17 protein-coding genes are annotated in these 21,087 nt (G+C 74.5%); 1 reads left to right on the plus strand and 16 read right to left on the minus strand.

Annotated elements, in window-relative coordinates; translation table 11 throughout:
* Positions 1-12: 12 nt before the first annotated feature.
* The 9 genes from Q0858_RS17395 to Q0858_RS17435 form a co-directional block, all read right to left on the minus strand.
* Positions 13-1,104 (minus strand): glycosyltransferase, encoded by a 1,092-nt coding sequence (locus tag Q0858_RS17395; RefSeq protein ID WP_299057113.1) that lies wholly within the window; start codon positions 1,102-1,104, stop codon positions 13-15.
* Between the two features lie 31 nt (positions 1,105-1,135).
* Positions 1,136-2,056, minus strand: coding sequence for a sulfotransferase domain-containing protein (locus Q0858_RS17400; protein WP_299057116.1), 921 nt, complete (start codon positions 2,054-2,056; stop codon positions 1,136-1,138).
* Positions 2,057-2,198: 142 nt separating this feature from the next.
* Positions 2,199-4,685 carry a malectin domain-containing carbohydrate-binding protein gene (locus Q0858_RS17405; protein WP_299057118.1) on the minus strand — a complete coding sequence of 829 codons (2,487 nt, stop codon included), beginning with the start codon at positions 4,683-4,685 and terminating at the stop codon, positions 2,199-2,201.
* A 250-nt stretch (positions 4,686-4,935) separates the two neighbouring features.
* Positions 4,936-5,349, minus strand: coding sequence for a phosphomannose isomerase type II C-terminal cupin domain (locus Q0858_RS17410; protein ID WP_299057121.1), 414 nt, complete (start codon positions 5,347-5,349; stop codon positions 4,936-4,938).
* Positions 5,350-5,385: 36 nt separating this feature from the next.
* Complete coding sequence (locus Q0858_RS17415) at positions 5,386-6,801, minus strand: sugar transferase (RefSeq protein WP_299057123.1); 1,416 nt, start codon at positions 6,799-6,801, stop codon at positions 5,386-5,388.
* Positions 6,802-7,038: 237 nt separating this feature from the next.
* On the minus strand, positions 7,039-7,689 hold the full coding sequence (locus Q0858_RS17420; RefSeq protein ID WP_299057125.1) for a LuxR C-terminal-related transcriptional regulator: 651 nt from the start codon (positions 7,687-7,689) through the stop codon (positions 7,039-7,041).
* Positions 7,690-7,705: 16 nt separating this feature from the next.
* Positions 7,706-9,145: a HAMP domain-containing sensor histidine kinase gene (locus tag Q0858_RS17425; protein ID WP_299057128.1), complete on the minus strand. Its 1,440-nt coding sequence runs from the start codon at positions 9,143-9,145 to the stop codon at positions 7,706-7,708.
* 483 nt (positions 9,146-9,628) lie between these two features.
* Positions 9,629-10,486 carry an alpha/beta hydrolase gene (locus Q0858_RS17430; protein WP_299057130.1) on the minus strand — a complete coding sequence of 286 codons (858 nt, stop codon included), beginning with the start codon at positions 10,484-10,486 and terminating at the stop codon, positions 9,629-9,631.
* The gene (locus Q0858_RS17435; RefSeq protein WP_299057132.1) at positions 10,483-11,790 is read right to left on the minus strand and encodes a CdaR family transcriptional regulator; all 1,308 of its coding nucleotides are present in this window, start codon (positions 11,788-11,790) and stop codon (positions 10,483-10,485) included. Before Q0858_RS17435 ends, Q0858_RS17430 begins: the two co-directional genes overlap by 4 nt.
* 148 nt (positions 11,791-11,938) lie before the next feature.
* Between Q0858_RS17435 and Q0858_RS17440 the strand changes: the two genes are divergently transcribed.
* The gene (locus Q0858_RS17440; RefSeq protein WP_299057134.1) at positions 11,939-12,757 is read left to right on the plus strand and encodes an SDR family NAD(P)-dependent oxidoreductase; all 819 of its coding nucleotides are present in this window, start codon (positions 11,939-11,941) and stop codon (positions 12,755-12,757) included.
* 44 nt (positions 12,758-12,801) lie between these two features.
* On the opposite strand, the gene Q0858_RS17445 is transcribed toward Q0858_RS17440, so the two are convergent.
* The 7 genes from Q0858_RS17445 to Q0858_RS17475 form a co-directional block, all read right to left on the minus strand.
* On the minus strand, positions 12,802-13,617 hold the full coding sequence (locus Q0858_RS17445; RefSeq protein ID WP_299057137.1) for an ABC transporter permease: 816 nt from the start codon (positions 13,615-13,617) through the stop codon (positions 12,802-12,804).
* Positions 13,614-16,382 carry an alpha/beta fold hydrolase gene (locus Q0858_RS17450; RefSeq protein ID WP_299057139.1) on the minus strand — a complete coding sequence of 923 codons (2,769 nt, stop codon included), beginning with the start codon at positions 16,380-16,382 and terminating at the stop codon, positions 13,614-13,616. The genes Q0858_RS17445 and Q0858_RS17450 overlap by 4 nt, the downstream gene beginning before the upstream one ends.
* A 73-nt stretch (positions 16,383-16,455) precedes the next feature.
* Positions 16,456-17,112: a TrkA family potassium uptake protein gene (locus Q0858_RS17455; protein WP_299057141.1), complete on the minus strand. Its 657-nt coding sequence runs from the start codon at positions 17,110-17,112 to the stop codon at positions 16,456-16,458.
* Positions 17,113-17,145: 33 nt separating this feature from the next.
* Positions 17,146-18,516, minus strand: coding sequence for a potassium transporter TrkG (locus Q0858_RS17460; RefSeq protein ID WP_299057142.1), 1,371 nt, complete (start codon positions 18,514-18,516; stop codon positions 17,146-17,148).
* A 15-nt stretch (positions 18,517-18,531) separates the two neighbouring features.
* Positions 18,532-19,635 carry a TrkA family potassium uptake protein gene (locus Q0858_RS17465; RefSeq protein WP_299057144.1) on the minus strand — a complete coding sequence of 368 codons (1,104 nt, stop codon included), beginning with the start codon at positions 19,633-19,635 and terminating at the stop codon, positions 18,532-18,534.
* A gap of 9 nt (positions 19,636-19,644) precedes the next feature.
* Positions 19,645-20,040, minus strand: coding sequence for a hypothetical protein (locus Q0858_RS17470; RefSeq protein WP_299057145.1), 396 nt, complete (start codon positions 20,038-20,040; stop codon positions 19,645-19,647).
* A gap of 4 nt (positions 20,041-20,044) precedes the next feature.
* A complete protein-coding gene (locus Q0858_RS17475; RefSeq protein ID WP_299057146.1) occupies positions 20,045-21,070 on the minus strand; it encodes a YihY/virulence factor BrkB family protein in 1,026 nt (341 codons plus the stop codon).
* Positions 21,071-21,087 lie beyond the last annotated feature (17 nt).

Raw genomic sequence — 21,087 nt, forward strand, 5'->3', positions numbered from 1 at the left:
CGGGGCTGCGGCTCAGGCCCCGGCGCCGACCTGCGTGCGGTCGCCCGCGAGCAGCGCCCGGACGGTGCGCTGGAAGGCGGCCGTCGTCCATCGCGTGGCGTGCCGGCGGGTCCGCTCGGGGTCGTAGGAGCCGGGCAGGCGCTCGAGGGCCTCCAGGAACGCCTCCTGCGTCGGGGCCTCCGCGAACACGCCGGTCACACCCTCCACCATCGAGTCGAGGAACCCCCCGTCCCGCAGGAGGACGGCGGGGGTGCCGAAGCCGAACCCCTCCACGGGGGTGAGCCCGAAGTCCTCGTGCGACAGCGACACGACGGCCGTGGCGTTCGCGTACAGCCACCGCAGCTCGTCGTCCGAGACGTCCTGCAGGCGGGTGACGTTCCGCAGCGCCTCGACGCCGTCGTACCCGCCGACGACGACCAGCCGGGCCGTGCCGTGGCGGGCGACGGCCTCGGCGACGACGTCGATGTGCTTGTAGCCGCGAGCCCGCCCGACGCTCAGCAGGTAGCCCGGCTCGACGCCCGGCACCGGACGCCGGGGCCCGGACGGGTCGAGCGCGCTGGGCGGGTTCACCACGACGGCGTCGATGCCGTAGACCGCCTTGATCCGCCGGGCCACGGCGCTGGAGTTGGCGACGTAGAGGTCGGCGGACTCCGCGGCGTCACGGTCCCACCGCCGCAGCCGCGGCGACATCGAGCGCGCGGCCACCGCGACCGCCCGGGAACGGTCGCCGAAGTAGTCCTCGGCCTGGTAGAGCCAGCGCGCCGGGTTGTGGCAGTAGACGAGCTTGCGCACACCGGGTGGCACCCGCAGCCCGTGCGCCCAGCCCGAGCTGCTGCAGATGACGGCCGACGAGCCCGGCGGCGTCATGCGGTCCCAGGCGTGCGCGAGCAGCGGGAAGGCCCGGCGCGGGTCGTGACGGAGCACGACGTACTTCTGCAGGTGGGAGGTCCGCACCGGGTGATCGCCGAACCCGGCGAACGTCCGGCGGGACTCGTGGAGGGACGTGACGAGGACCGAGTCGTCGAAGGCCTCGAGGAGCGTCAGGGCGACGCGCTCGGCGCCGCCTCGCTGCGTGCAGTAGTCGTGTGCGATGCAGACGGTCATGGGTCACCTCGTCAGGTAGTCGTGCGCCGGGTCAGTCCCAGCCGAGGTCACGGCCGAGGCGCTCGGAGAGCGCCGCGTTGTGGGGCCGGTAGTACTCCGCGAGCCACGCGCGGGTCCGCGGGTCGATGGGCGGCTTCGACCGCTCGTTGTAGGTGCGCAGGTCGATCGCGGAGCACGGACGCAGCCCGAGGAAGCGCTGGACGCGCGCGAACTCCGCGGCCGGGTCGGCGTACATGTCCTCGGCCCGCAGGACCAGCACCTGCTCCGGGGGGTAGGTGTCGAGCCACGTGCTCAGGTGCTCGAGGTAGCGACCGCGCGCCAGGTAGGTGAACTGGTCGTGCGCCAGCGAGTAGTAGGAGGGGTCGTGCCGCAGGCGCTCGTGGTCGACGTCCGCCAGGCGGGCCGGCTCGGCCTCGAGGGCGGCCTCGAAGGTCGGCATCGTCTCGGTGCCGGCCGAGACCCGGTCCCAGTAGTTCGAGTACGCCCGGCTCACCGGGTTCCGGAGGACGGCGAGGACCTTGGCCCCCGGCACCACCGACCGGGCGCGGGCGGCGGCCGCCGGGTGGAACATGTAGTACGGGCTGGCCTCGCCCACGATCGCCCCCGGGTGCCGCGCGCGGGTGCGGGCGGTCGGGAAGTGGCCCCGGTACCAGTCCACGCCCTCGTGGAAGCCGATGTCGAAGAAGTGGGGGCTCTTCAACGGCTGGTACGACGGGAACATGCGCAGGTTGTCCGGGTGCTGGAGCAGCCAGTTGGTCAGCGACGACGTGCCGCCCTTCTTCGCCCCGATGATCAGGTAGTCGGGCAGGGGCCGCTGCGAACCGGTCGCGGCCCCGAACCGGCGGACGGCGGACTTCAGGGCGAGCTGGGCGGGCCGCGGCGTCGCCCGTCGGACGGCCCGGACCGACGCCGGCATCGCGACCCCCCGGACGGGGCGGACTGTCTGGGACACGGGTGCCTCCTCGGCGGTCGATCGGTCGCTCGGGTCGGGTGCGGTCGGGTGGGGTCGGGGCGCGGGTCGGGGCGCGGGTCGGGGACCCGGCACGGCGCGGTCGGCGCATGGGGTCGCCGTCGCGCCGTGCCGGGAGCTGGGCTCAGGGGGCGCGGAGGAACAGGGCTCCGCTCCCCCACTGGCGACCGTCGACGTCGGGGCCGCTGAGGACCGTGCCGGTCCCGACGGGTCCGTCCTGCCAGGCCACGGACCGCAGGGCCCCGTCGCTGCTGGCGTAGTGCAGGCGACCACCCGCCAGGAAGCCCCCGGTGACGCCGGCCCAGTCGATCCCCCCGGGCGAGCCGAGGGAGAACCGCACCGCGCCCACCACCGAGCTCTCCGGGGTGAAGTAGCGGTAGTAGAGCTGGTTCTGGCCGCGCAGCGTGTAGTAGAGACGCCCCGTCAGCCGGTCGAACCACATGCCCCGGACGCCGGCCAGCTCCGTGGAGAACTGGGTCAGCTCGTTCAGGTCGACGGTCCGGGGGGTGCCGAAGGTCGTGCCGTTGAACGGACGCCAGGTGAAGGTGCCGTCGGCCCACCCGGTGTAGAGGCGACCGTCGACCATGAAGGCGCCGCGCGCACTGCTCCAGTCGACCCCGCCCGAGCCCACCTGGGTGGTGCCGGTGGCGCCGGTCGTGGTCAACCCCGTGCGGTAGACGTCGTCGGTGCTGGTGTCGATCGGCGTGACGTCGGTGCGCACGAGCTCGATCGCGCTGACGAGCGGGTTCTCGACCACGTGGGAGAAGTCGATGTCGACGTTGCCGTCGCTGGTCACGTCGAACGTCCGGGTGGTGCCCCTCGAGTCGCCGCCGGCGTCGGCGACGATGTCGTAGTCGTCGAGGACCGTCGAGCCCTCCACCGCCACGTCGAACACCCGCTGCCCGACACCACCGGTGCCGCCGTAGCCGTTGGCGAAGGAGAGTCGGACCTGCACGGGCACCCCGGCGGGCACCGGGAAGTCCCACTGCATGCGCGGGTCGCCGTTCGGGTCCCACCGCTCGTCGGAGAAGACCTCGGTCGGGGTGGAGGCCGGGACCTGCGGGGTCCTGGTGAAGGCCTGGCCCCACGACGCGGCGGTGCTGCCGGTGCTGCGCAGCGGCGAGCTCGCGTCGAGGTCGGCCGCCCAGTCGGCGTAGGAGTCCGTGGCGGGGACGGCGGGGCCGCCCGCGTTGACGCGGTACAGGACCGGGCTCGGCCCCGTCGGGACGCCCCGGGTGCCCGCCAGGTAGGCGTCGCCCGGCAGGGAGCCGGTGTTGTCGGCGGGCACGGCCTTGCCGCCGGTCAGCGGCATCAGGCCCACCCTGCCGGTGGCCTCGTTGCCGAGGGTGTCGCCGTCGTGGGCCACCCAGAGGCCCTGGTCGGTCGAGACGAAGCGGTTGACGCCCCACCGCAGGGGCAGCTTGCCCGCGTTGAAGGACAGCGGGAGACCGTTGCGGGGGTCGAGCGCCGCCATCCCCTTGCGGCCCACGGACCCGGGTCCGGCGGCGTCCCCGGCGAAGGGGTCGTTGGTCCAGCGGAAGTGCCCGCCGATGTAGACGGCCGACCCGGTGACGTGGATCGCGTTGCTGGTGTCGCCGCCCATGTAGTCCACCCAGGTCGGCTGCTGCTCGGGCCCCGTCCGGTCGAGCTCGAAGCGGCTGATGGAGTCGCAGAGGGTGCCGGAGGCCACCCCGCCGTAGAACGCCCCGCCCGTGGCGACGGCGAACCACCTCCCGTCGGGCGAGACGTCGACCCCGAGCGTGTACGTCGGGAAGTTCTGCGAGCACGCCATCGAGAAGCGGGAGGTCGACCAGTCGCTGACCGTCGCCTGGGCGGTCCCGGTGTTCACCACGGCCACCTGCACCCGGGGCTGCCCGGAGACGGTGCGGAAGTTGCCGATCGCGACGAGGCGCGAGCCGTCGGGCGTCATCGCGAACTTCTCGACGCCGACCCCGCGGTTGCCCGACGGGATCGAGGCGGTCGGCGAGTCGCGGAAGACGTCGGCGAAGGTGACCTGGTCGAGGTGGTTCGTCACCGCCCCGGTGGCCGCGTCCAGGGCGACCAGGCCGACGCGGGGCGTGCTGCCCACGGTCTTGAAGTACCCGCCCACGTAGAGCCGGCCGTTGGCGACGTGCAGGTCCGTGACGATGTTGTCGAAGCCGGGCGACCGGAACGACGACATCACCTGGCCGGTGGTGACGTTGATGCGGGCGATCCGGTTGGTCCGCGCGACCCCGTCGACGTTCGAGAACTGCCCCCCGACGAAGACGCTGACGCCGTCGCCGGCGGGGACCACGTCCCAGACCCGGGTCGCGATGTCCGGCGTGAAGGTGGTGCTGATCCGGCCGCTGGAGTCGAAGGCGACGATGTTCTCGCGGGTCACCGCGGTCCCGCCGCGCGGCCTGACCCGCGTGAAGCTGCCGCCGACGACGGTGGTGCCACCGACCGTGGCGACGCCGAAGGCCCCGGCACCGTCCTCGATCACCGGGACCGTGTCGGCCGGGTTGGTCGCGACCACCCGGTCGTGCTGGGTGCCCGCGTACGCGGGTGACAGGGTCGCGAGCAGCAGTGCCGCCCCCACCCCGGTGCAGAACGTCCTCGACCGCCGCATCTCGTGCTCCTCGTGTCCGGGGACGCGTCTCGCGCGTCCGGCTGTTCTCCTGTGTCGCGGTCGGCCCCCGGCGGCCCTGCGGCGATCACAGTGTTCGTGCGCGCCGCGCCGTCCGCGTGCCCGAAATCGATGAGATCCGGCGCCCGTCGCGACCCGCGCCGACCGGCCCCGGGCACCCCCGGGCACGCCTGTCGACCGACCCCCGGACGGGGCCGGTCGGGGCGTGGGGCCCGGTCTCGCCGGGCGGGGATCAGGCGTCGCGGCGTCCGTAGTCGTCGCTCAGGCGACGGATGTCGTCCTCGCCCAGATAGGCGCCGCGCTGCACCTCGACGACGACGAGGTCGTCGCCCTCGGCGTTCGCGAGCCGGTGCGCCGCCCCCCGCGGGACGTCGACGCACTCACCGGGGCCGGCCACCCGGACCTCCCCGTCGAGGGTGCAGGTGGCGCGACCGCGCACCACGACCCAGTGCTCGCTGCGGTGCTCGTGGGTCTGGTACGACAGGCGCCGGCCGGGCAGGACGACCAGGCGCTTCACCTGGTAGCCGGGGCCCGTGTCGACGACGTGCCACGACCCCCACGGCCGCGTCTCCGACGCCGGCACCCGGGCGACCCCGGTGGCTCGGGCCAGCACGGTCTCGACGGTCTCGACGGTCTCGACGCTCATGGTTCCTCCCGGAGCCGGTGGGTGGTGGCGGTGCGGTCAGTAGGCGCCGCGGTGGCCGAGCACGGCCCCGACGGTGCGCCAGAGGATCGTGAGGTCGAGCCCCAGCGACCAGTTGTCGACGTAGGCGAGGTCGAGGCGGACCGTCTGCTCCCAGGACAGGTCCGAGCGGCCCGAGACCTGCCACAGGCCGGTCAGCCCGGGCTTCACGGCCAGGCGGCGCGTCGGGTCCACGTCGTACGCCGAGACCTCGGCGGGCAGCGCGGGGCGGGGTCCCACCAGCGACATCTCCCCGCGGACGACGTTGACGAGCTGCGGGAGCTCGTCGATCGAGTAGCGGCGGAGCCGGGCGCCGAGCGGGGTCACGCGGGGGTCTCGTCGCATCTTGAACAGCACGCCGCCGGCGCAGTCGTTGCGGGCGGCGAGGTCGTCGACGACGGTGTCGGCGCCGTCGGTCATCGTCCGGAACTTGAACATCGTGAAGGCGCGTCCGTCCCGGCCGACGCGCACCTGTCGGTAGATCGCCGGTCCGGTGGACCCGTGGCGCACCGCCAGGGCGACGCCGACCATCAGCGGGAGCGCGAGGGCGAGGACCGACGCGGCGACGACGCGCTCCCCCACCTCCTTGACCCACCGGCGGGGTCCGTGGCTGGGCGCGGGCTGGACGTGCAGCATCCGCAGGCCCCCGGCGCGCACGAGCCGCGCCCGTGAGGGTGAGACGTCGAGGAGGCCGGTGCCGACGTACAGGTCGATGCCGGCGCTCTCGAGCGCCCAGGCGGACCGGCGCAGGCAGGCCGGGTCGAGTCGACCGCCCGGGGCGACGACGACGGTGGCGGCGCGACTGTCGAGGGCGGCGGCGGTGAGGTGGGTGAAGCCCGAGGTCACCGGCACCCCGAAGCCGACGCCCGGCTCGGCCTCCGGCAGGCAGACGCCGACGACCTCCCAGCGGCGGTCGGTGGCGGTGTGGAGCTCGACGAGGATGCGTACGACCTCGTCCGGCTCCCCCGCGAGCACGACGGGCTCCCTCCGCGTGTGCCGCCACGCCGCCGCGGCGACGCGGTGCGTGGTCGAGAGGGCCGTGACCGTCGCTGTCAGCAGCAGGAGCCGGCCCAGGTCCACGGCGGGGCCGACCACGACCGAGGACACCGCGGCCCCCAGGGCCAGCTGCGCCCCGCCGGCGCCGACGGTCCGGACGGCGGTCGACTCGCGGCCGCCGCGGTAGGCGCCGGCACCGAGCAGCAGCCCGAGCCAGACCACCGGCAGCGCCCAGGCGTACGACGGCAGCGGGCCGTCGAGCCAGGCGAGCAGGGCCAGCGCGGCGACCGCACCACCTGTGTCCAGGGCGGGGCGCAGTCCGCGGGACCAGGAGCCTGCCCGCAGCCGTCGTCCCTGGCGTCGGACCTCGTCGGCCAGCGCCGGCGCCAGCGGGGTCGAGACCGGTGTCGTCGCGGTCACCCCCACCACCCCTCCCCTGTGATCGGCATCCTGGAGTCGGCTCCCGGACGTCGACGTGGCGTCACAGTAGGAGCGCCCCGACCGGGGGGCATGCCACAAATTGGGCATGTCCCGCGGCGCCGCGGACCGCCGCCCATGGCCGGGTCCAGCGCCCGGGCCCGCCCGGGCGCGCACCGGCGTCCGCCCGCTCCGAGGCGTGGAGGGGCGGACCGTCGGGGCCCCGGTGCCGGGGGCGGGTCAGGTGCGGGACATGCTCCAGCCCGCGCGGTGCGCGACACCGACGGCCGCCAGCTGCGAGGAGACCTCGAGCTTGGCGAGGATCGACTTCACCTGGGTGCGGACGGTCGCCTCCGCGACCACCGCCCGCTCCGCGATCTCGCGCACGGTCCTGCCCTCGACCAGGTGGTCCAGCACCTGCTGCTCGCGCCGCGTCAGCCTCCCGAGCCGGGTGTTGAGCTCGTCGACCTCCTGCCGCTGCTGGAAGTAGGTCCGCAGCAGGTCGTCCCGCTCCGCGACGGTCATCACGGGGAACCCCTCCTGCATGCGACGCACCCTCGTCACGACCTCGCGGAGCGGATGGCTCTTGGGGACCACCACCCGGGCGCCGTGGCGCAGGCACTCCCCCCAGCGTCCCCGGTCCGGCGACGCCGTCAGGACCACCACCTGCGCGCCGGCGCGCGCCAGCGGGCCGATCAGCCGCACCCCGTCCCCGGCGAGCCCGAGGTCGAGGTCGAGCAGGACGATCTGGGCCCGGGCCCGGAGGATCGTCGAGAGCAGCAGGGCGGTGGAGATCGTCTCGTCCACCGGGGGGTCGATGCGCCGGACGTCGAACCCCTCCGCCGACAGGGTCATGTCGAGGGCGTCCGCCAGCAGCACGTGGTCCTCCACGATGGCGAGGCGGCCCCTAGCTCGCGAGCCCGGCGACGGCATGGGCGGAGCTCCTGACGGCTGGTAGGTCCACGACGAAGGAGGCACCGGCGTCGGGGTCGTGCAGCAGTCGGAGGTGCCCTCCCTGGTCGGTCACGAGCTGTCGCGCGACGTGGAGACCGATGCCCTGACCGGTGGAGCCCTGACCCCGGACGCCCCAGTCGAACAGCGAGTCGCGCAGGCCCGGCGCGATCCCCGGGCCGTCGTCGGACACCACGATCTCGACGCGGTCGCGGCACGGCCGGACGTCGACGGACAGCCCCTCACCGCCGGCGTGGCAGGCGGAGTTCTCGAGGAGGATCCCGACGATCTCGGTGACGTCGTCGGGCCGTCCCCGCGCCTGCACCTCGCTCGGGCTCCACTCGATCTCCACTCCCCGGGCCCCCATCCGGGTGACGAGCGGGCGGATGGCCTCGTCCAGGTCGACGGGCTCCAGGGCCGAGGGGTCACGGGCGGCCAGCAGCCGCTCGAGCCGTGCGGTCTCCGACCCCAGCATCTCGGTGAGCCGTGCCCGGTGACCCGGGGTCATCGCCTCCGCGTCCTGGATCAGCGCCGACGCCGACGCGATCCCGGCGACGGTCGCCCCGATCTCGTGCAGCCGGGCCCGGTCGGCCCTGTCCTGCTCCTCGAGCTCGGCCAGACGCGCCCGCAGCCGAGCGACGACCTGGTGGCCCTCGCGGATCGAGTGGCGGAGCAGCGCGATGCTCGTGGCCAGCAGCAGGACCCCGGCCCAGACGTGGGAGACCGTGGTCAGGAGGTACGCCGACGGGCCGACGCCGAGACCGGGCGCGAGGTGCATCACGGTCTCGCCGACGACGAGGAGCGCGACGGCTCCCCCGAGCCGGGTGACCACCCATCCCGGGAGCCCGGGCACGCGGCTGATGCCCCTCGCCACCGCGAGACCGCCCACCAGGAGCGCCAGCGAGAGCACCACGACCACGGCGTACGTCGGCGACAGGGGTGGGGCCAGGTCGACGAGGACCCAGCGCAGCCCCGCGGTCCCCAGCCCGAGGGCCAGCCCGAGGAAGAACGGGTCCACGAGCAGGACGGCGCGCCGGACCGCGGTGGCCCCACCGAGGAGCGCCAGGCAGAGACCGACGTGCACGACCAGCATCCAGCCGGCGCCACGGGCCATCCGCTCGGGCTCGGCGACGTACAGCGTCTCGAGCAGCGCCGCCTGGGTCGCCACCGCGGTCACGGCGGCCACCAGCCACGCGACGGCCGGGTGGGTCGCCAGGCGCCAGTGGACGTAGAGGACCAGGGACACCCCCAGCCCGATGACGGCGACGTTCAGGCCACCGTGCGCCAGGAGGCGCTCGGCGGGCAGGTCGGGCTGCGTCGCTAGCAGCACCAGCGGCGCCGCGAGCACCGCGACGACGACGGCCGTGCCGCCCCCGCTCCAGACCCCGTTCGGCATGCTTCGGACACTCATTGCTCCCCCTCGGATGCACCGACAGGGCCCCCCACCGACGACTTGCTTCCCCATGGCCGCGACGGACCCCGGAGCCGGGGCGCCGCCCTCACAGCGCCCGGCCCCTTTCTCCCCCCTGCAGTCCCGAGACGTGGCGGGACCCACGTTACGCCCCTCGATGAGGTCGTGGGATACCCCAAATGGGGTACGTCGCCCGACCACGACCACCGACCACCCTCCCGGACCCACCAGCCACCGGTCCGCCGCGCTGACGCGCGGGCGCCGTGACACGGGGGCGGGCCCCGAACGAGAGGGGGGATGTCCGAGGCCTGCGCCGCCCGGCCGACGCGACCGGTGACTGGTGAGCCGACCCGGGGGGCGCGGTCCGACCCACCTCCACGGTGCGCCGCGGGAGCACCCCGCCGCATCCCAAGAGTTGGGGACCCTCGACCGGTGACCGGCCGGGCCGGGGCGCGGGCCGCCCGGAGGTCAGGCGGTGCCGTCGACCTCGGCGAGGAAGCCACGCAGCTCCTCGCAGAACACCTCCGGTGCCTCGAAGAACGGGAAGTGGGAGCCGCCCTCCTCCCGGGAGAAGATCCGCAGCCGGGCCCCGGGCACCTGGGCGGCGATCCACTCCTGGGACGCCGGCGCCACGTGGCTGACCTCGCCGCCGACGACCAGCGTCGGGACGTCGATGCGCGGCAGGACGTCGCGCCAGTCCTGCATGATGTGGTCGTTCAGCAGCTTGGCGCCGTACGGCATCGGCAGGAGCAGGTTCTGCTCGAGCAGCCAGTCGCGGTCGGCCTGCCCGAGGTCGGGGCTCAGCATCGAGGTGAGGAACGCTGCGCGGGCCGCCTCCGCCTCGGGCGTCAGCATCGCGGCCACGAAGGCCTCCGCGCCGGCGAAGTCGACGATGGCCCCGGCCTCGGCGGCCTCGGTGGCGTCGAGCCACGGCAGGATCGCGCAGACGCTCGGCTGGTCGACCAGGGTGGTCGACGCGAGCCGGCCGGTGCCGTGGGCGTCGACGTACGACCAGAGCACCGAGGCGCCGAGCGAGTGGCCCAGGGCGTGCACCGACGACAGCCCCAGGTCCTCGAGGAGCTCCGCGAGGTCGGCGGCCAGCGTGGCGACCCGGGCCCCGCCCTCGCTGCGACCGGACGCGCCGTGGTTGCGGTGGTCCAGGGTGATGACGCGTCGGTCGGGAGCCAGCAGCGCGGCCGCACGGTCGAAGACCGCCGCGGACTGCGACCAGCCGTGCAGGACGACGAGCGCCCGCTCGGGCGAGCCGGCGGGGTCCGAGTCGGTGTAGTGCAGCCGGGTGCCGTCGCGGGTGAGGAGCTCGGTCATGGCGCCGAGCATGCGACGCCGGGCGTCACGTGACCACCGTCACCCGACGAGAGCGCCGGCCCGGTGTTCCTCCCGTTGTCGCAAGCCGCGAGGTCGGCCATCGCGAGCCCGACGTGGAGCGCGAGGCGGACCCGGCCGTCGTCCAGGTCGAGCCCGGCGAGCGTGCGGATCCGGTCGAGCCGGTAGTAGAGCGTCGTCCGGTGGACGTGCAGCTCGTCGGCCGCCGCCGGGATGTTGCCCGCCCGGTCGAGGAAGACACGCAGCGTGTGCACGAGGCGCCCGTCGGTGTCGACCCGCAGCAGCCGCTCCAGCTCGTCGGGCAGCACGGGCGCCCCGGGCGACCCGGCCCGGCCGACCTGCAGGAGCGCGGCGTGGACACCCAGGTCCTCCCACGCCGCGACCGGTCCCGGGACGGCCGTGCCCGCGCCACGGCTCGCGACGACGGCCTGCTCCCCCGACCGCCACGCCTCGCCCCAGCCGTGGTGCCCCGTCCCGACACCGACCACCGCGTCGAAGCGTCCGGCGGACAGCTCGTCCGCCCGGCGCACCAGGCCCTCGGCGTACGCCGTCACGACGGCACGCGGGAGGGGCTCGGCCGAGACGAGCAGGACGACGGCGTCGGTGTCGCGGACGGTGACGACCGTGCGCGCCGGGGTCCGGGCGTCCCGGAACCCGACCGCGTGGCGCAGCGCGGCCGCCGCGTGCGCGGGCTCCACCTCACGTCCGGGGTCGTGGCCCACCGCGGCGAGCACGAGGGCCTGCACGCAGGGGGTCGCGGCGGTGTCGAGCAGCCCTCCGGCGGCGCGGACCGCGTCGAGTCGGACGGCGGGCGCGGGGTCGAGCACCGCGTCGAGCAGGCTGTCCAGGGCGGCGTCCCGCGGCTCACGGTCCCGGTGCGCGGCCTCGGACCGCCCCGCCAGCAGGAGCACCGCGACCTCCTCGGCCACCGCGACGACCTGGTGCACCTCCGCGGGGTCGAGGGTCCCCTCGGCGTCGACGACGAGCACCATGCCGAGCATCTCCCCGCGCCAGCGCACGGGCACGCAGAGCCGCGCGTGCATGCCGAGCGCGGGCTCGCCGGGGATGGTGCCGGGGCGGCTCCAGCGCCCCACTCCCTGTGCCAGGACGTGGCCGACCGCGCCGGCACCGGCCTGACGCTGCAGGATCGCCTCGGTCCGCACGCGGTCCTCGTCGCCGTAGTGGGGGCTCGCGCAGAGGAACCGCACGTCCGGGTCGTTGACCACGACCGAGCGCTGCAGGCGCTCGGCGAGCCCGTCGATCACCGCCTGCACCTGCGCCAGCACGGCCGGAGCCTACGCAGCCTCCTACAGGGAGAGGAAGGCCGTCGTCCCGGGCTCGGCCCACGACGGGTGCCGACGCGTACCGCACGGGCCACGATGGACGGGCGACCCGTCCCCCGCCTCGTCGACGAGACCACCCCCCGGAGCCGCCGTGCCGACGTCCAACCCGACCGGCCGCTCCGGGGACCTCGAGGGCACCGTCGTGCTCGTGTGCGGGGCCGGCTCCAGCGGCGAGGCGGTGAGCAACGGCGAGGCCGCCGCGCGCACCTACGCCCGGGCCGGCGCCGCGGTCGCCTGCCTGGACCGCGACAGCGACGAGGCGGAGCGGGTCGCGGCCGAGATCGCCGCCGAGGGCGGGACCGCGCTGGCCCTGACCGCGGACGTCTGCCTCGAGGACGACGTCGCCCGGGCGGTGCGCCGGGTCGCGGAGGTCTGGGCCCCGCCGGCCGGCCTGCACAACAACGTCGGGGCGCCCGTGGTCGGCGACGTCCGCGAGCTCGACCGCGAGCGCTGGGACCAGGCCCTCGCCGTGAACCTCACGAGCTGCTACCTCACCGTCCGCCACGTGCTGCCCGCGATGCTCGACGCCGGCCGCGGCGCGATCGTCAACGTCTCCTCGACGGCGAGCATCCGCGCCACGGGCTACACCTACCCCGCGTACAGCGCCGCCAAGGCCGGGGTGAACCAGCTGACCGTCTCCCTCGCCCTCACCTACGCCGACCGCGGGATCCGGGTCAACGCGGTGCTCCCCGGCCTCATCGACACCCCGCTGGTCGGCCGCTCCGTCGTCGAGGACGCCACGGCGCTGGACGAGCAGCGCGCCGCCCGGGCCGCGGCGAGCCCGACGGGGCGCATGGGCAGCCCCTGGGACGTCGCCGAGGCGGCGCTGTTCCTCATGAGCGACCGCGCGGCGTACGTCAACGGGGTGCTGCTGCCGGTCGACGGCGGGCTGAGCGCGCGCAGCACCTGAGGGCCCGCGAGGGCGGCCCGGGTCAGGTCAGCGTCAGGTCAGCGTCAGGTCAGCACGTCCTTGCGCGCGAACACGACGTACGACGCGCCGAGCAGCAGGACCGCCCAGCCGACGGACCAGGTGGCCCCGGTAGCCATCGCCGAGGCGTCGACGTCCGCGGCGAGGACGTCGGCCCAGGCGAACTGGAAGTGCGTGGGCAGCGCGTCGCGGAGGTCGCCGAGCGCGTCGATGGTGTCGAGGATGCTGGAGACGATGGTGACCACCACCGCGGTGCCGACGGCGCCGAGCGGGGCGTCGGTGACGGTGCCGACGAAGAACGCGAGCGCGCCGACGAAGAGCAGGTTCACGAACAGGTACGCCACCGCGACGCCGAGACGCGGCCAGAGGTCGACCCACGCGATGGTCTCGCCCGCGAGGCCCCGGTAGGGCTCGGTGCCGTAGGCGACGAGGCCCACCAGCATCGTCCAGGCCGGCAGCAGCACGAGGGCCACGGCGGTCGACAGCGCGGCGACGAGGAGCTTGACGCTCAGCAGCCGCGACCGCGGGACCGGCGCGGTGAGCAGGTAGCGCAACGACCCCCAGCTGGCCTCCGCAGGCACGGCGTCGCCCCAGAACAGCGCGACCACGACCACGAGCAGGAACCCGGTCGAGGCGAACAGCGTGAAGACCACGAGGTTCGGCGCCCCGGTCTGCGCGAGGTCGACGAAGGACGGCGCCCCGCCGGGCTCGTCGTCCCCGCCGAGCGAGAACGCGCCGACCAGCAGCAGCGGCAGGACGAGGAGGAACCCCAGGATCAGCCGGGTACGACGACGTCCGAGCTGGCGGCCGACCTCGGCGCGGAGCGGGAGCGGGCGGCTCATGGGGCGGCCTCCTCGAGCTGGGCGGGACGGTCGCCACCGACGAGGCCCATGAAGACCTCCTCGAGGTGGCGGCGGCTGTCGACGCCGACGACGCCGTACCGCGCCCGCACGAGCGTGCCGACCACGCGGGCGCGGTCGACGTCGCCCTCGACCCGGAGCCGGCCGTCGTCGGTCGCCCGGGCCGAGGTCACCCCGGCCAGGCCGCCCATGAGCAGCGCGGCGCCGGCGACGTCCTCGCCGTCGGCGAGGGTCACCAACGTCGTGCCGGCGTCGTCGGTGAGGTCGTCGACGGACCCGGTCAGCACGACCCGGCCGCGGTGCATGACCACCACGTGGGTGCAGGTCTGCTCGACCTCGCCGAGCAGGTGGCTGGACACGACGACGGTGCGGCCCGAGGCGGCGTAGGAGGTGAGCACGTCGCGCATCGCGCGGATCTGGGGCGGGTCGAGGCCGTTGGTGGGCTCGTCGAGCAGCAGCAGGTCGGGCATGCCGAGCATCGCCTGCGCGATGCCGAGCCGCTGCCGCATCCCCTGCGAGTAGGAGCGCACCGGCTTGTCGGCGGCCGCACCGAGGTCGGCGACGGCCAGCGCCTCGTCGAACCCCGCCTCGGCGGGCCGGCGGCCCGTCGCGGCCCAGTAGGCGCGGAGGTTCTGCCGCCCGGTGAGGTGCGGCAGGAACCCGGGTCCCTCGATGAGGGCGCCGACCCGGGCGAGCACGCCGGAGCCCGCCGCGACGGGGCGTCCCATGACGCTGACCGACCCGGCGTCGGCGCCGATGAGCCCGACGAGCATCCGCATCGTGGTGGTCTTGCCGGCGCCGTTGGGGCCGAGCAGCCCGACGACCTGGCCACGCTCGGCGCGCCAGGAGACGCCGTCGACGGCGCGGAAGCCGTTGCTGTACTCCTTCACCAGCCCGTCGACGACCAGCGGCACCTCGTCCACGCCGGCCGGCCCGGGACGGCGGCGGCGTCGGCCGCGCACGGCCCCGACGAGGGCGAGCAGCACCGCGAGGGCCAGCAGCCCGCCGACCCCGGCGAGCAGGCCGAGCGGCACCAGGCGACCGGTGGTCCCGCCGGGCTCGGTGGCCGGGGTGGGCAGCGTGAGGGTGCCGTCGACGAGCCCGACGGTGTAGGCGCGCGGCTCGACGGGGACGGCGTACGCGGAGTCGGTGCTGGCCACGACGAGCCGCAGCCGCTGGCCGGCCTCGACGCGGTACGCCGACGTCGGCAGCCGGACCGTCACCTGACGGGTCTCCCCGGGGGTGGGGGTCTCCAGGCGCAGCGGCGAGACGAGCTGGCGCGGGAGGCTGGCGCTGCCGTCCTCGCCGACCAGCCACAACGACGCGAACAGGGTCGCGTCGTCGGCGGTGGAGGTGACCTCGAGGTCGACCGTGGGGGCGCCGACCACCGTCGTGGTCGCGGTGACCGGCTCGCTCTCGAACGTCGCGGTAGCGCCCGGGAGGGCGGCGAGCGCGTAGCCCTGCCCGAGTCCGCCGAGGGCCCCGAGGGCGCCGCCGGTGCCGGGCAGCGCGGTCAGCGCGGAGGGCTCGCCGCCGGCCGGGCTGAGCACCGGCTGGGTGGCGCCCGTCAGGGCGACCTCGATGGTGGTCGGGTCCGCCACCACGGCGTACGACGGCGCCGTGCGCTCCTCGGCCTCGCCGTCACCGAGGGGCGGGGCGGGAAGCACCAGGTCGAACGCGGTGCCCGGGTCGGGCCCACCACGCAGGTGGTGGTCGAACCAGTCGAGCGCGGGGCCCAGCAGCTCGTCGTCGTCGATGACCGGGATCGTGTCGTGGCCGGAGTCGACCCAGCGCACGGCGACGGTCGTCCCCGCCTCCGTCAGCGCGCGGGCCGTGGCGTCGGCCGCGTCGAGCCCGAAGAGCGAGTCGGACTCGCCCTGCAGCAGCAGCGTCGGCGCCTCGACCCGGTCGAGCACGGGCGCGGGCGAGGAGCGGCGCCGCAGCTGCTGCAGCGTGCCGGGCGCGGGCTCGCCGTCGACCGCGGCGTCCTGGTAGATCCGGCAGATGCGGGGGGCGAACCGTCCGCAGAGCGGGTCGGCGTCCGCGTCGGGCGCGAGCTGGTCCAGCACGGCGCCCGGGTCGGCCCCGGAGAGGCCCTGCCCGGCGCCGAAGAGCAGCGCGGCCCAGCGCTCCTTGAACACCCCGGCCGCCGCGGGGCCGCCGCCGTCGGACGTCGCGCCCTGCGGGAACAGCGACGCGCCGAGGTCGTTCCAGGTCACCGCGGGCACGACGGCGTCGACGCGGTCGTCGTACGCCGCGCCCATGAGCGCCGCTCCCCCGCCGTACGACGCCCCGGTGATGCCGACGACGGGGTCGCCGTCGGCGTCGAGGCGGACGTCGTCCCGCTCGGCGAGCGTGTCGATCAGCGTGGAGACGTCCGCGATCTCCCAGTCGGGGGCGGAGAGGTGGATCAGACCGCCGGAGGCGCCGAACCCGCGGGCCGACCAGGTGAGGACGACGTACCCCTCCGCGGCGACGCGGCGCGCCTGGTCGGTCAGGTCGTCCTTCGAGCCGCCGAAGCCGTGCGCGAGCATCACCGCCGCGCGTCGGCCCTCGGTGTCGGCGCCGGGCGCGTCGTCGGCGGGGGTGAACACGGAGACGTCGAGCTCGGTCGGTCCGCTGTCCGGCTCGGCCTTCGCCGCGACCCTCTGCTCGGTCTCGGTGACCTCGACGCCGCTGGAGCCCCGGGTGAGGACCACCCCGGTGACGGCGGCCGCGGCGAGCAGCACCACGACCAGGGCCGCCACGGCCCGCTTGCGCCTCAGCTCCGGCCCCCGTCCATGACCCCAATCTAGGCGGCGGCTCCTGAGCCCCGGGCGGTCACGACAGCTCGCTGAAGCGCTCCACGTCCTCCTTGCGGCCCGAGACGATGACCAGGCAGTCCCGGGTCACGACGGTCTCCGCGGTCGCGTGGTGGAAGTCGGCACCGCGCTCCTTCACCCCGATCACCGTGACTCCGTGCCGGCGGCGTACGCCGGTCTCGCCGAGCGGGGTGTCGAGGATCGCCGCCGGGGGGTGCATCTTGACGATGGCGTAGCCGTCGTCGAGCTCGATGTAGTCGAGCAGCCGGCCGGCCACGAGGTGGGCGATGCGGCGGCCGGTGTCGTGCTCGGGCCGGACGACGTGGTCGACGCCGAGCTGCTCGAGGATCCTGGCGTGGGCAGCCGAGATGGCCTTCGCCCAGATCGAGGTCACGCCCAGCGTCCTCAGCACCGAGCAGGTGAGGATCGACGCCTCCAGGTTGGAGCCGATGCCGACGCAGACCCGCTGGAACTCGTCGATGCCGAGCTGGCGCAGGGCCTGCTCGTCGGTGGAGTCGGCGGCGACCGCGTGGGTGACCTCGCCCGACATGCGCTGGATGGTGTGCTCGCTGGAGTCGATGACCAGCACCTCGGTGCCCTGGGCCATCAGCTCGCGGGCGAGCGACTCCCCGAAGCGTCCGATGCCGATGACCGCCACGGCGTCCCTGTCTGCCACGGCCTCATCCAAGCAGGGCCGGGCCGGTCGGTGTCAGCCGATGAGGGGACGACCCTCTGGGTAGCGGTACAGGTTCGGACGGTCGCGCAGCGCCAGCGCGGAGACCAGCGTCAGGGCACCGATGCGACCGACGAACATGAGCACGATCAGCAGGACGTGGGCGGAGCGCGGCAGGTCGGCCGTCCCGGCGACGGACAGCCCGGCGGTGGTGAACGCCGAGGCCGTCTCGAACGCCGCCACCTCCAGGTCGAGGTCGGTCAGCACCATCATCACGAGCGTCGCGCCGAGCAGGATGGTGAGCGTCAGCGTCGCGACGGCCAGCGCCTGGCGCTGGGTGCGGTCGCCGATGCGGCGCCCGGCGGTCTCCACGTCGCGCTGGCCCCGGACCTCGGCCAGGATCACGAGGCCGAGCAGCACCCAGGTGGTCACCTTGATCCCGCCGCCGGCGCTCGCGGCACCGCCGCCGATGAACATGAGGATGGTCGTGACCAGGGCGGACTCGCCCGTGATGGCGCCGTAGTCGACGGTGGTGAGACCCGCCGAGCGCGGCATCACCGACATCGTGAAGCCCGCCAGCAGGCGGGTGCCGGCCGGCTCGCCGCCGAGGGTGGCGGGGTTGGTCCACTCGAACGCCGTCAGCGCGAGCCAGCCGAGCAGCAGCAGGGCGACCCAGCCGCCGAGCGTCATCTTGGTGTGGAGCGACCACTCCCGGACCGGCAGCACCCGCTTGCGCAGCTCCAGCAGGACCGGCAGCCCGATCGAGCCGAGGAAGACCCCGACGCAGACGGGGACGACGACGAGCGGGTCGCCGACGAAGCGGGCGAGGCTGTCGTCCCACAACGAGAACCCGGAGTTGTTGAACGACGACACCGCGTGGAACAGCCCGTACCAGAGGGCCCGGCCGAACGGCTCGTCGTACCCGAGCCAGAGCCGGAGGGTCAGGATCACGGTGAGCGTGGCCTCGATGACGGCCGTGACCTTGATCAGGCCGAAGAGGACCTCACGCACCTCGCCGAGACCGACGGTGTTGGTCTCGGCGACCGCGGTCAACCGGCTGCGCAGCCCGAGCCGCTTGGTCACCAGCAGGCCCAGCAGCGAGGCGAGCGCCATGATCCCGAACCCGCCGGCCTGGCAGAGCACCAGGATCATCACGTGCCCGAACGACGACCAGTACGTCGCGGTGTCGACGGAGGTCAGCCCGGTCACCGACACCGCGCTCGTGGCCGTGAAGAGCGCGTCGAAGAAGGACGGCGAGTCGGCACCGGCCCGCGAGACCGGCAGCAGGAGCACCACCGTGCCGACGGCGATGACACCGGCGAACCCGAGCACGATCGCCGGACCCGGCCGGTCGGAGAGCCTCCGGCGGCGCCGGCGCCCGAACTGCTGCGACTCGAGCGTGCTCATCCGTGGCGTCGCGGGTCAGTCGTCGGACTCGGTGGAGACGGTCTCCCCGTGGGTGCCGGGTCGCGGGGCCCAGGGCCGCTCCTGCGCCGGGCGGACGACGATCAGCCGGTCGCCGCGCGCCAGCCGGGTCACGACGGGGTCGAAGTAGCGGTAGACCTTCTCGTCGCGCACCACGGCGATGACCTGGTCCGGCACCGACTGCGGCGGGGAGCCGACCTCGGCGACCAGCAGGTCGCGCTCGGCGACCTCGAGGCCCTCGCCGCGCGTCAGCAGGTCCTCCATCACCGTGCCGAGCGTCGGCGACAGGGTCGAGAGGCCCAGCAGCCGACCGACGGCGTCGGAGGAGGTGATGACGGAGTCGGCCCCGCTCTGCCGGACCAGCGGCACGTTCTCGTGCTCGCGGACCGCGACGACGATCTTCGCCTCGGGGTTGAGCTGGCGGACGGTGAGGGTGGCGAGCACGTTCGAGTCGTCGCGGTCGGTGGTGATGATGACCTGCGCGGCGTCGGCCACCCGGGCGCGACGGAGCACCTCGCGCCGGGTCGCGTCGCCGACCACCACGGCGAAGCCGTCCTCGTGGGCGTCCTCGCGGGCGTGGGGGTCGGAGTCGACGACGACGACCTGCTCCCGCGCCAGCCCGTTGCCGATCAGGACGTCGACCGCGCTGCGGCCCTTCGTCCCGTAGCCGACGACCACCACGTGCTGTCCCATCCGTCTCCTCCATCGCAGCACCCGCAGCGCCTCGCGGCCCTGCGAGGCGAGCACCTCGAGCGTCGTACCGATCAGCAGGACCAGGAAGGCGATGCGCAGCGGCGTGATCACGAACGCGTTGACCAACCTGGCCTGCTCGCTGGCGGGCGCGATGTCGCCGTACCCGGTCGTCGAGAGCGTGACGGTCGTGTAGTAGATCGCGTCGACGAGGCTGATCCGGTTGTCGGGGTCGCCGTTGTCGTTGTAGCCGCCGCGGTCGAAGTACACCAGCGCGACGGTGAGCACGAGGATCCCGAGCGCCAGGAGCAGCCGCTTGGCGAGCTGCCAGACCGGCGAGCTCTCCTGCTCGGGGAGGTCGACGCGACCCCGGTCGCCCGGGGCGGACACCTCCACGGGTTCACCGGCCACGTGCGGAACCTAGTCGACCACGGCGCCGTAGATCAGCACCCGCCCCGAGGCGTCGTCCGGATCGTCCGTCGCCTCGTCGGCGGGGGCGTCGGTGGTGCGGACCACCACGAAGCGGAACTCGTCCCCCGCCGAGGGTCGTTCGGAGCCCGCGCTGCGCTCCCAGCGCCCGCAGAGCAGGTCGTCGTCGCCGCTCTCGTCGGCCACGTCGGAGGCGGCCTCGTCGAGCGCCGCGACGTCGTCCCCCGAGAGGCACAGGACGCTGCCGGCGGCGTCGAAGGACTCCACGGTGCCCACGGTCCGCTCGGGTCCGTCGGGTCCGGCGACGACGCCGAGGAGGTAGCCCGCGAGGAGGATGAGAGCCCCCATGGCGACGGCGACCGGGGTCGGCATTCTGACGGTGCCCACGTTTTCAGTCTGGCAGAGGCCCCTCGTCGTCCTGCGGGGGCTCCGTGCGGCGTCGCAGCGGGCGGCCGTTGACCGTACGGCGCAGGCGCGCGGCCAGCTCACGGCGCGCGGTGGCCGTCGACTTCTGGCCGATCACCTCGTCGAAGGCCGCGTTGACGGCCGCCCCGATGAGCACCGCGATGGCGAGCAGGTAGAGCCACAGGAGCACGGCGATCGGCGCCGACAGGGGACCGTAGACCGAGCGCGACTCGGCGGCAGTCACGGTGAGCACCCACCGCAGCACCGAGGAGCCACCGACCCACACCAGCAGCGAGAACACGGCGCCGGGGAGGTTGAAGCTCCACTGCGTCCGCACCGGCACCGACACGTGGTACAGCGTGGCGAGGAAGCAGATGCACACCACCAGGACCGTCGGCCAGTAGAACATCGCGAGGAACTCGAGCCGCTCGGGCAGCAGGCTGGTCACGAGCCGCGGCCCGGCGACGACCAGCGGGATGCCGAGCATGCCGGTGAGCAGCCCGAGCAGGTAAAGCCCGAACGACAGCATGCGGGTCGCCACGATCCCGCGCTGCCCGCCGAGCCCGTGCATGATCGTGATGGTGTCGACGAACACGTTGAGGGCACGCGAGCCCGACCACAGCGCGAGCACGAAGCCGATGGAGATGACGTCGGCGCGGCCGCCGGACAGCACCTCGTCGATGGTGGGGGCGATGATCCGGTCGACCGCTGAGTCGGTCAGCGCCTGCGTCGACAGGTCGAGGACCGCCTGACGGACGTCCGTGACCTGGGCCGGCGGGAACCGCTCCGAGACGAACCCGATGGCACCGGCGAGCGCGAAGACCAGCGGCGGCAGCGACAGCACCGCGAAGAACGCGGCCTCCCCCGCCAGGCCGGCGACGCGGTGCCGCAGGCACGACGCGACGGTCACCGTCACCAGGCGGCGGAGCAGGAACAGGGCGCGGGCGCCCCGCCCCTCCCGCGAGTCCTCCCCCGCGGCAGGCGCGGGCACAGCCCGACCACCTGCACTCATGGACCTACGGTATCCGC

Source organism: uncultured Nocardioides sp., from assembly GCF_947489365.1.
Taxonomy (GTDB): domain Bacteria; phylum Actinomycetota; class Actinomycetes; order Propionibacteriales; family Nocardioidaceae; genus Nocardioides.

Coding starts and splice junctions, on each gene's coding strand:
- Q0858_RS17395 (WP_299057113.1), bottom strand. CDS start 1,104: ATGACCGTCTGCATCGCACACGACTACTGCACGCAGCGAGGCGGCGCC.
- Q0858_RS17405 (WP_299057118.1), bottom strand. CDS start 4,685: ATGCGGCGGTCGAGGACGTTCTGCACCGGGGTGGGGGCGGCACTGCTG.
- Q0858_RS17445 (WP_299057137.1), bottom strand. CDS start 13,617: ATGAGCCGCCCGCTCCCGCTCCGCGCCGAGGTCGGCCGCCAGCTCGGA.
- Q0858_RS17460 (WP_299057142.1), bottom strand. CDS start 18,516: ATGAGCACGCTCGAGTCGCAGCAGTTCGGGCGCCGGCGCCGCCGGAGG.
- Q0858_RS17430 (WP_299057130.1), bottom strand. CDS start 10,486: ATGACCGAGCTCCTCACCCGCGACGGCACCCGGCTGCACTACACCGAC.
- Q0858_RS17475 (WP_299057146.1), bottom strand. CDS start 21,070: ATGAGTGCAGGTGGTCGGGCTGTGCCCGCGCCTGCCGCGGGGGAGGAC.
- Q0858_RS17410 (WP_299057121.1), bottom strand. CDS start 5,349: ATGAGCGTCGAGACCGTCGAGACCGTCGAGACCGTGCTGGCCCGAGCC.
- Q0858_RS17425 (WP_299057128.1), bottom strand. CDS start 9,145: ATGCCGAACGGGGTCTGGAGCGGGGGCGGCACGGCCGTCGTCGTCGCG.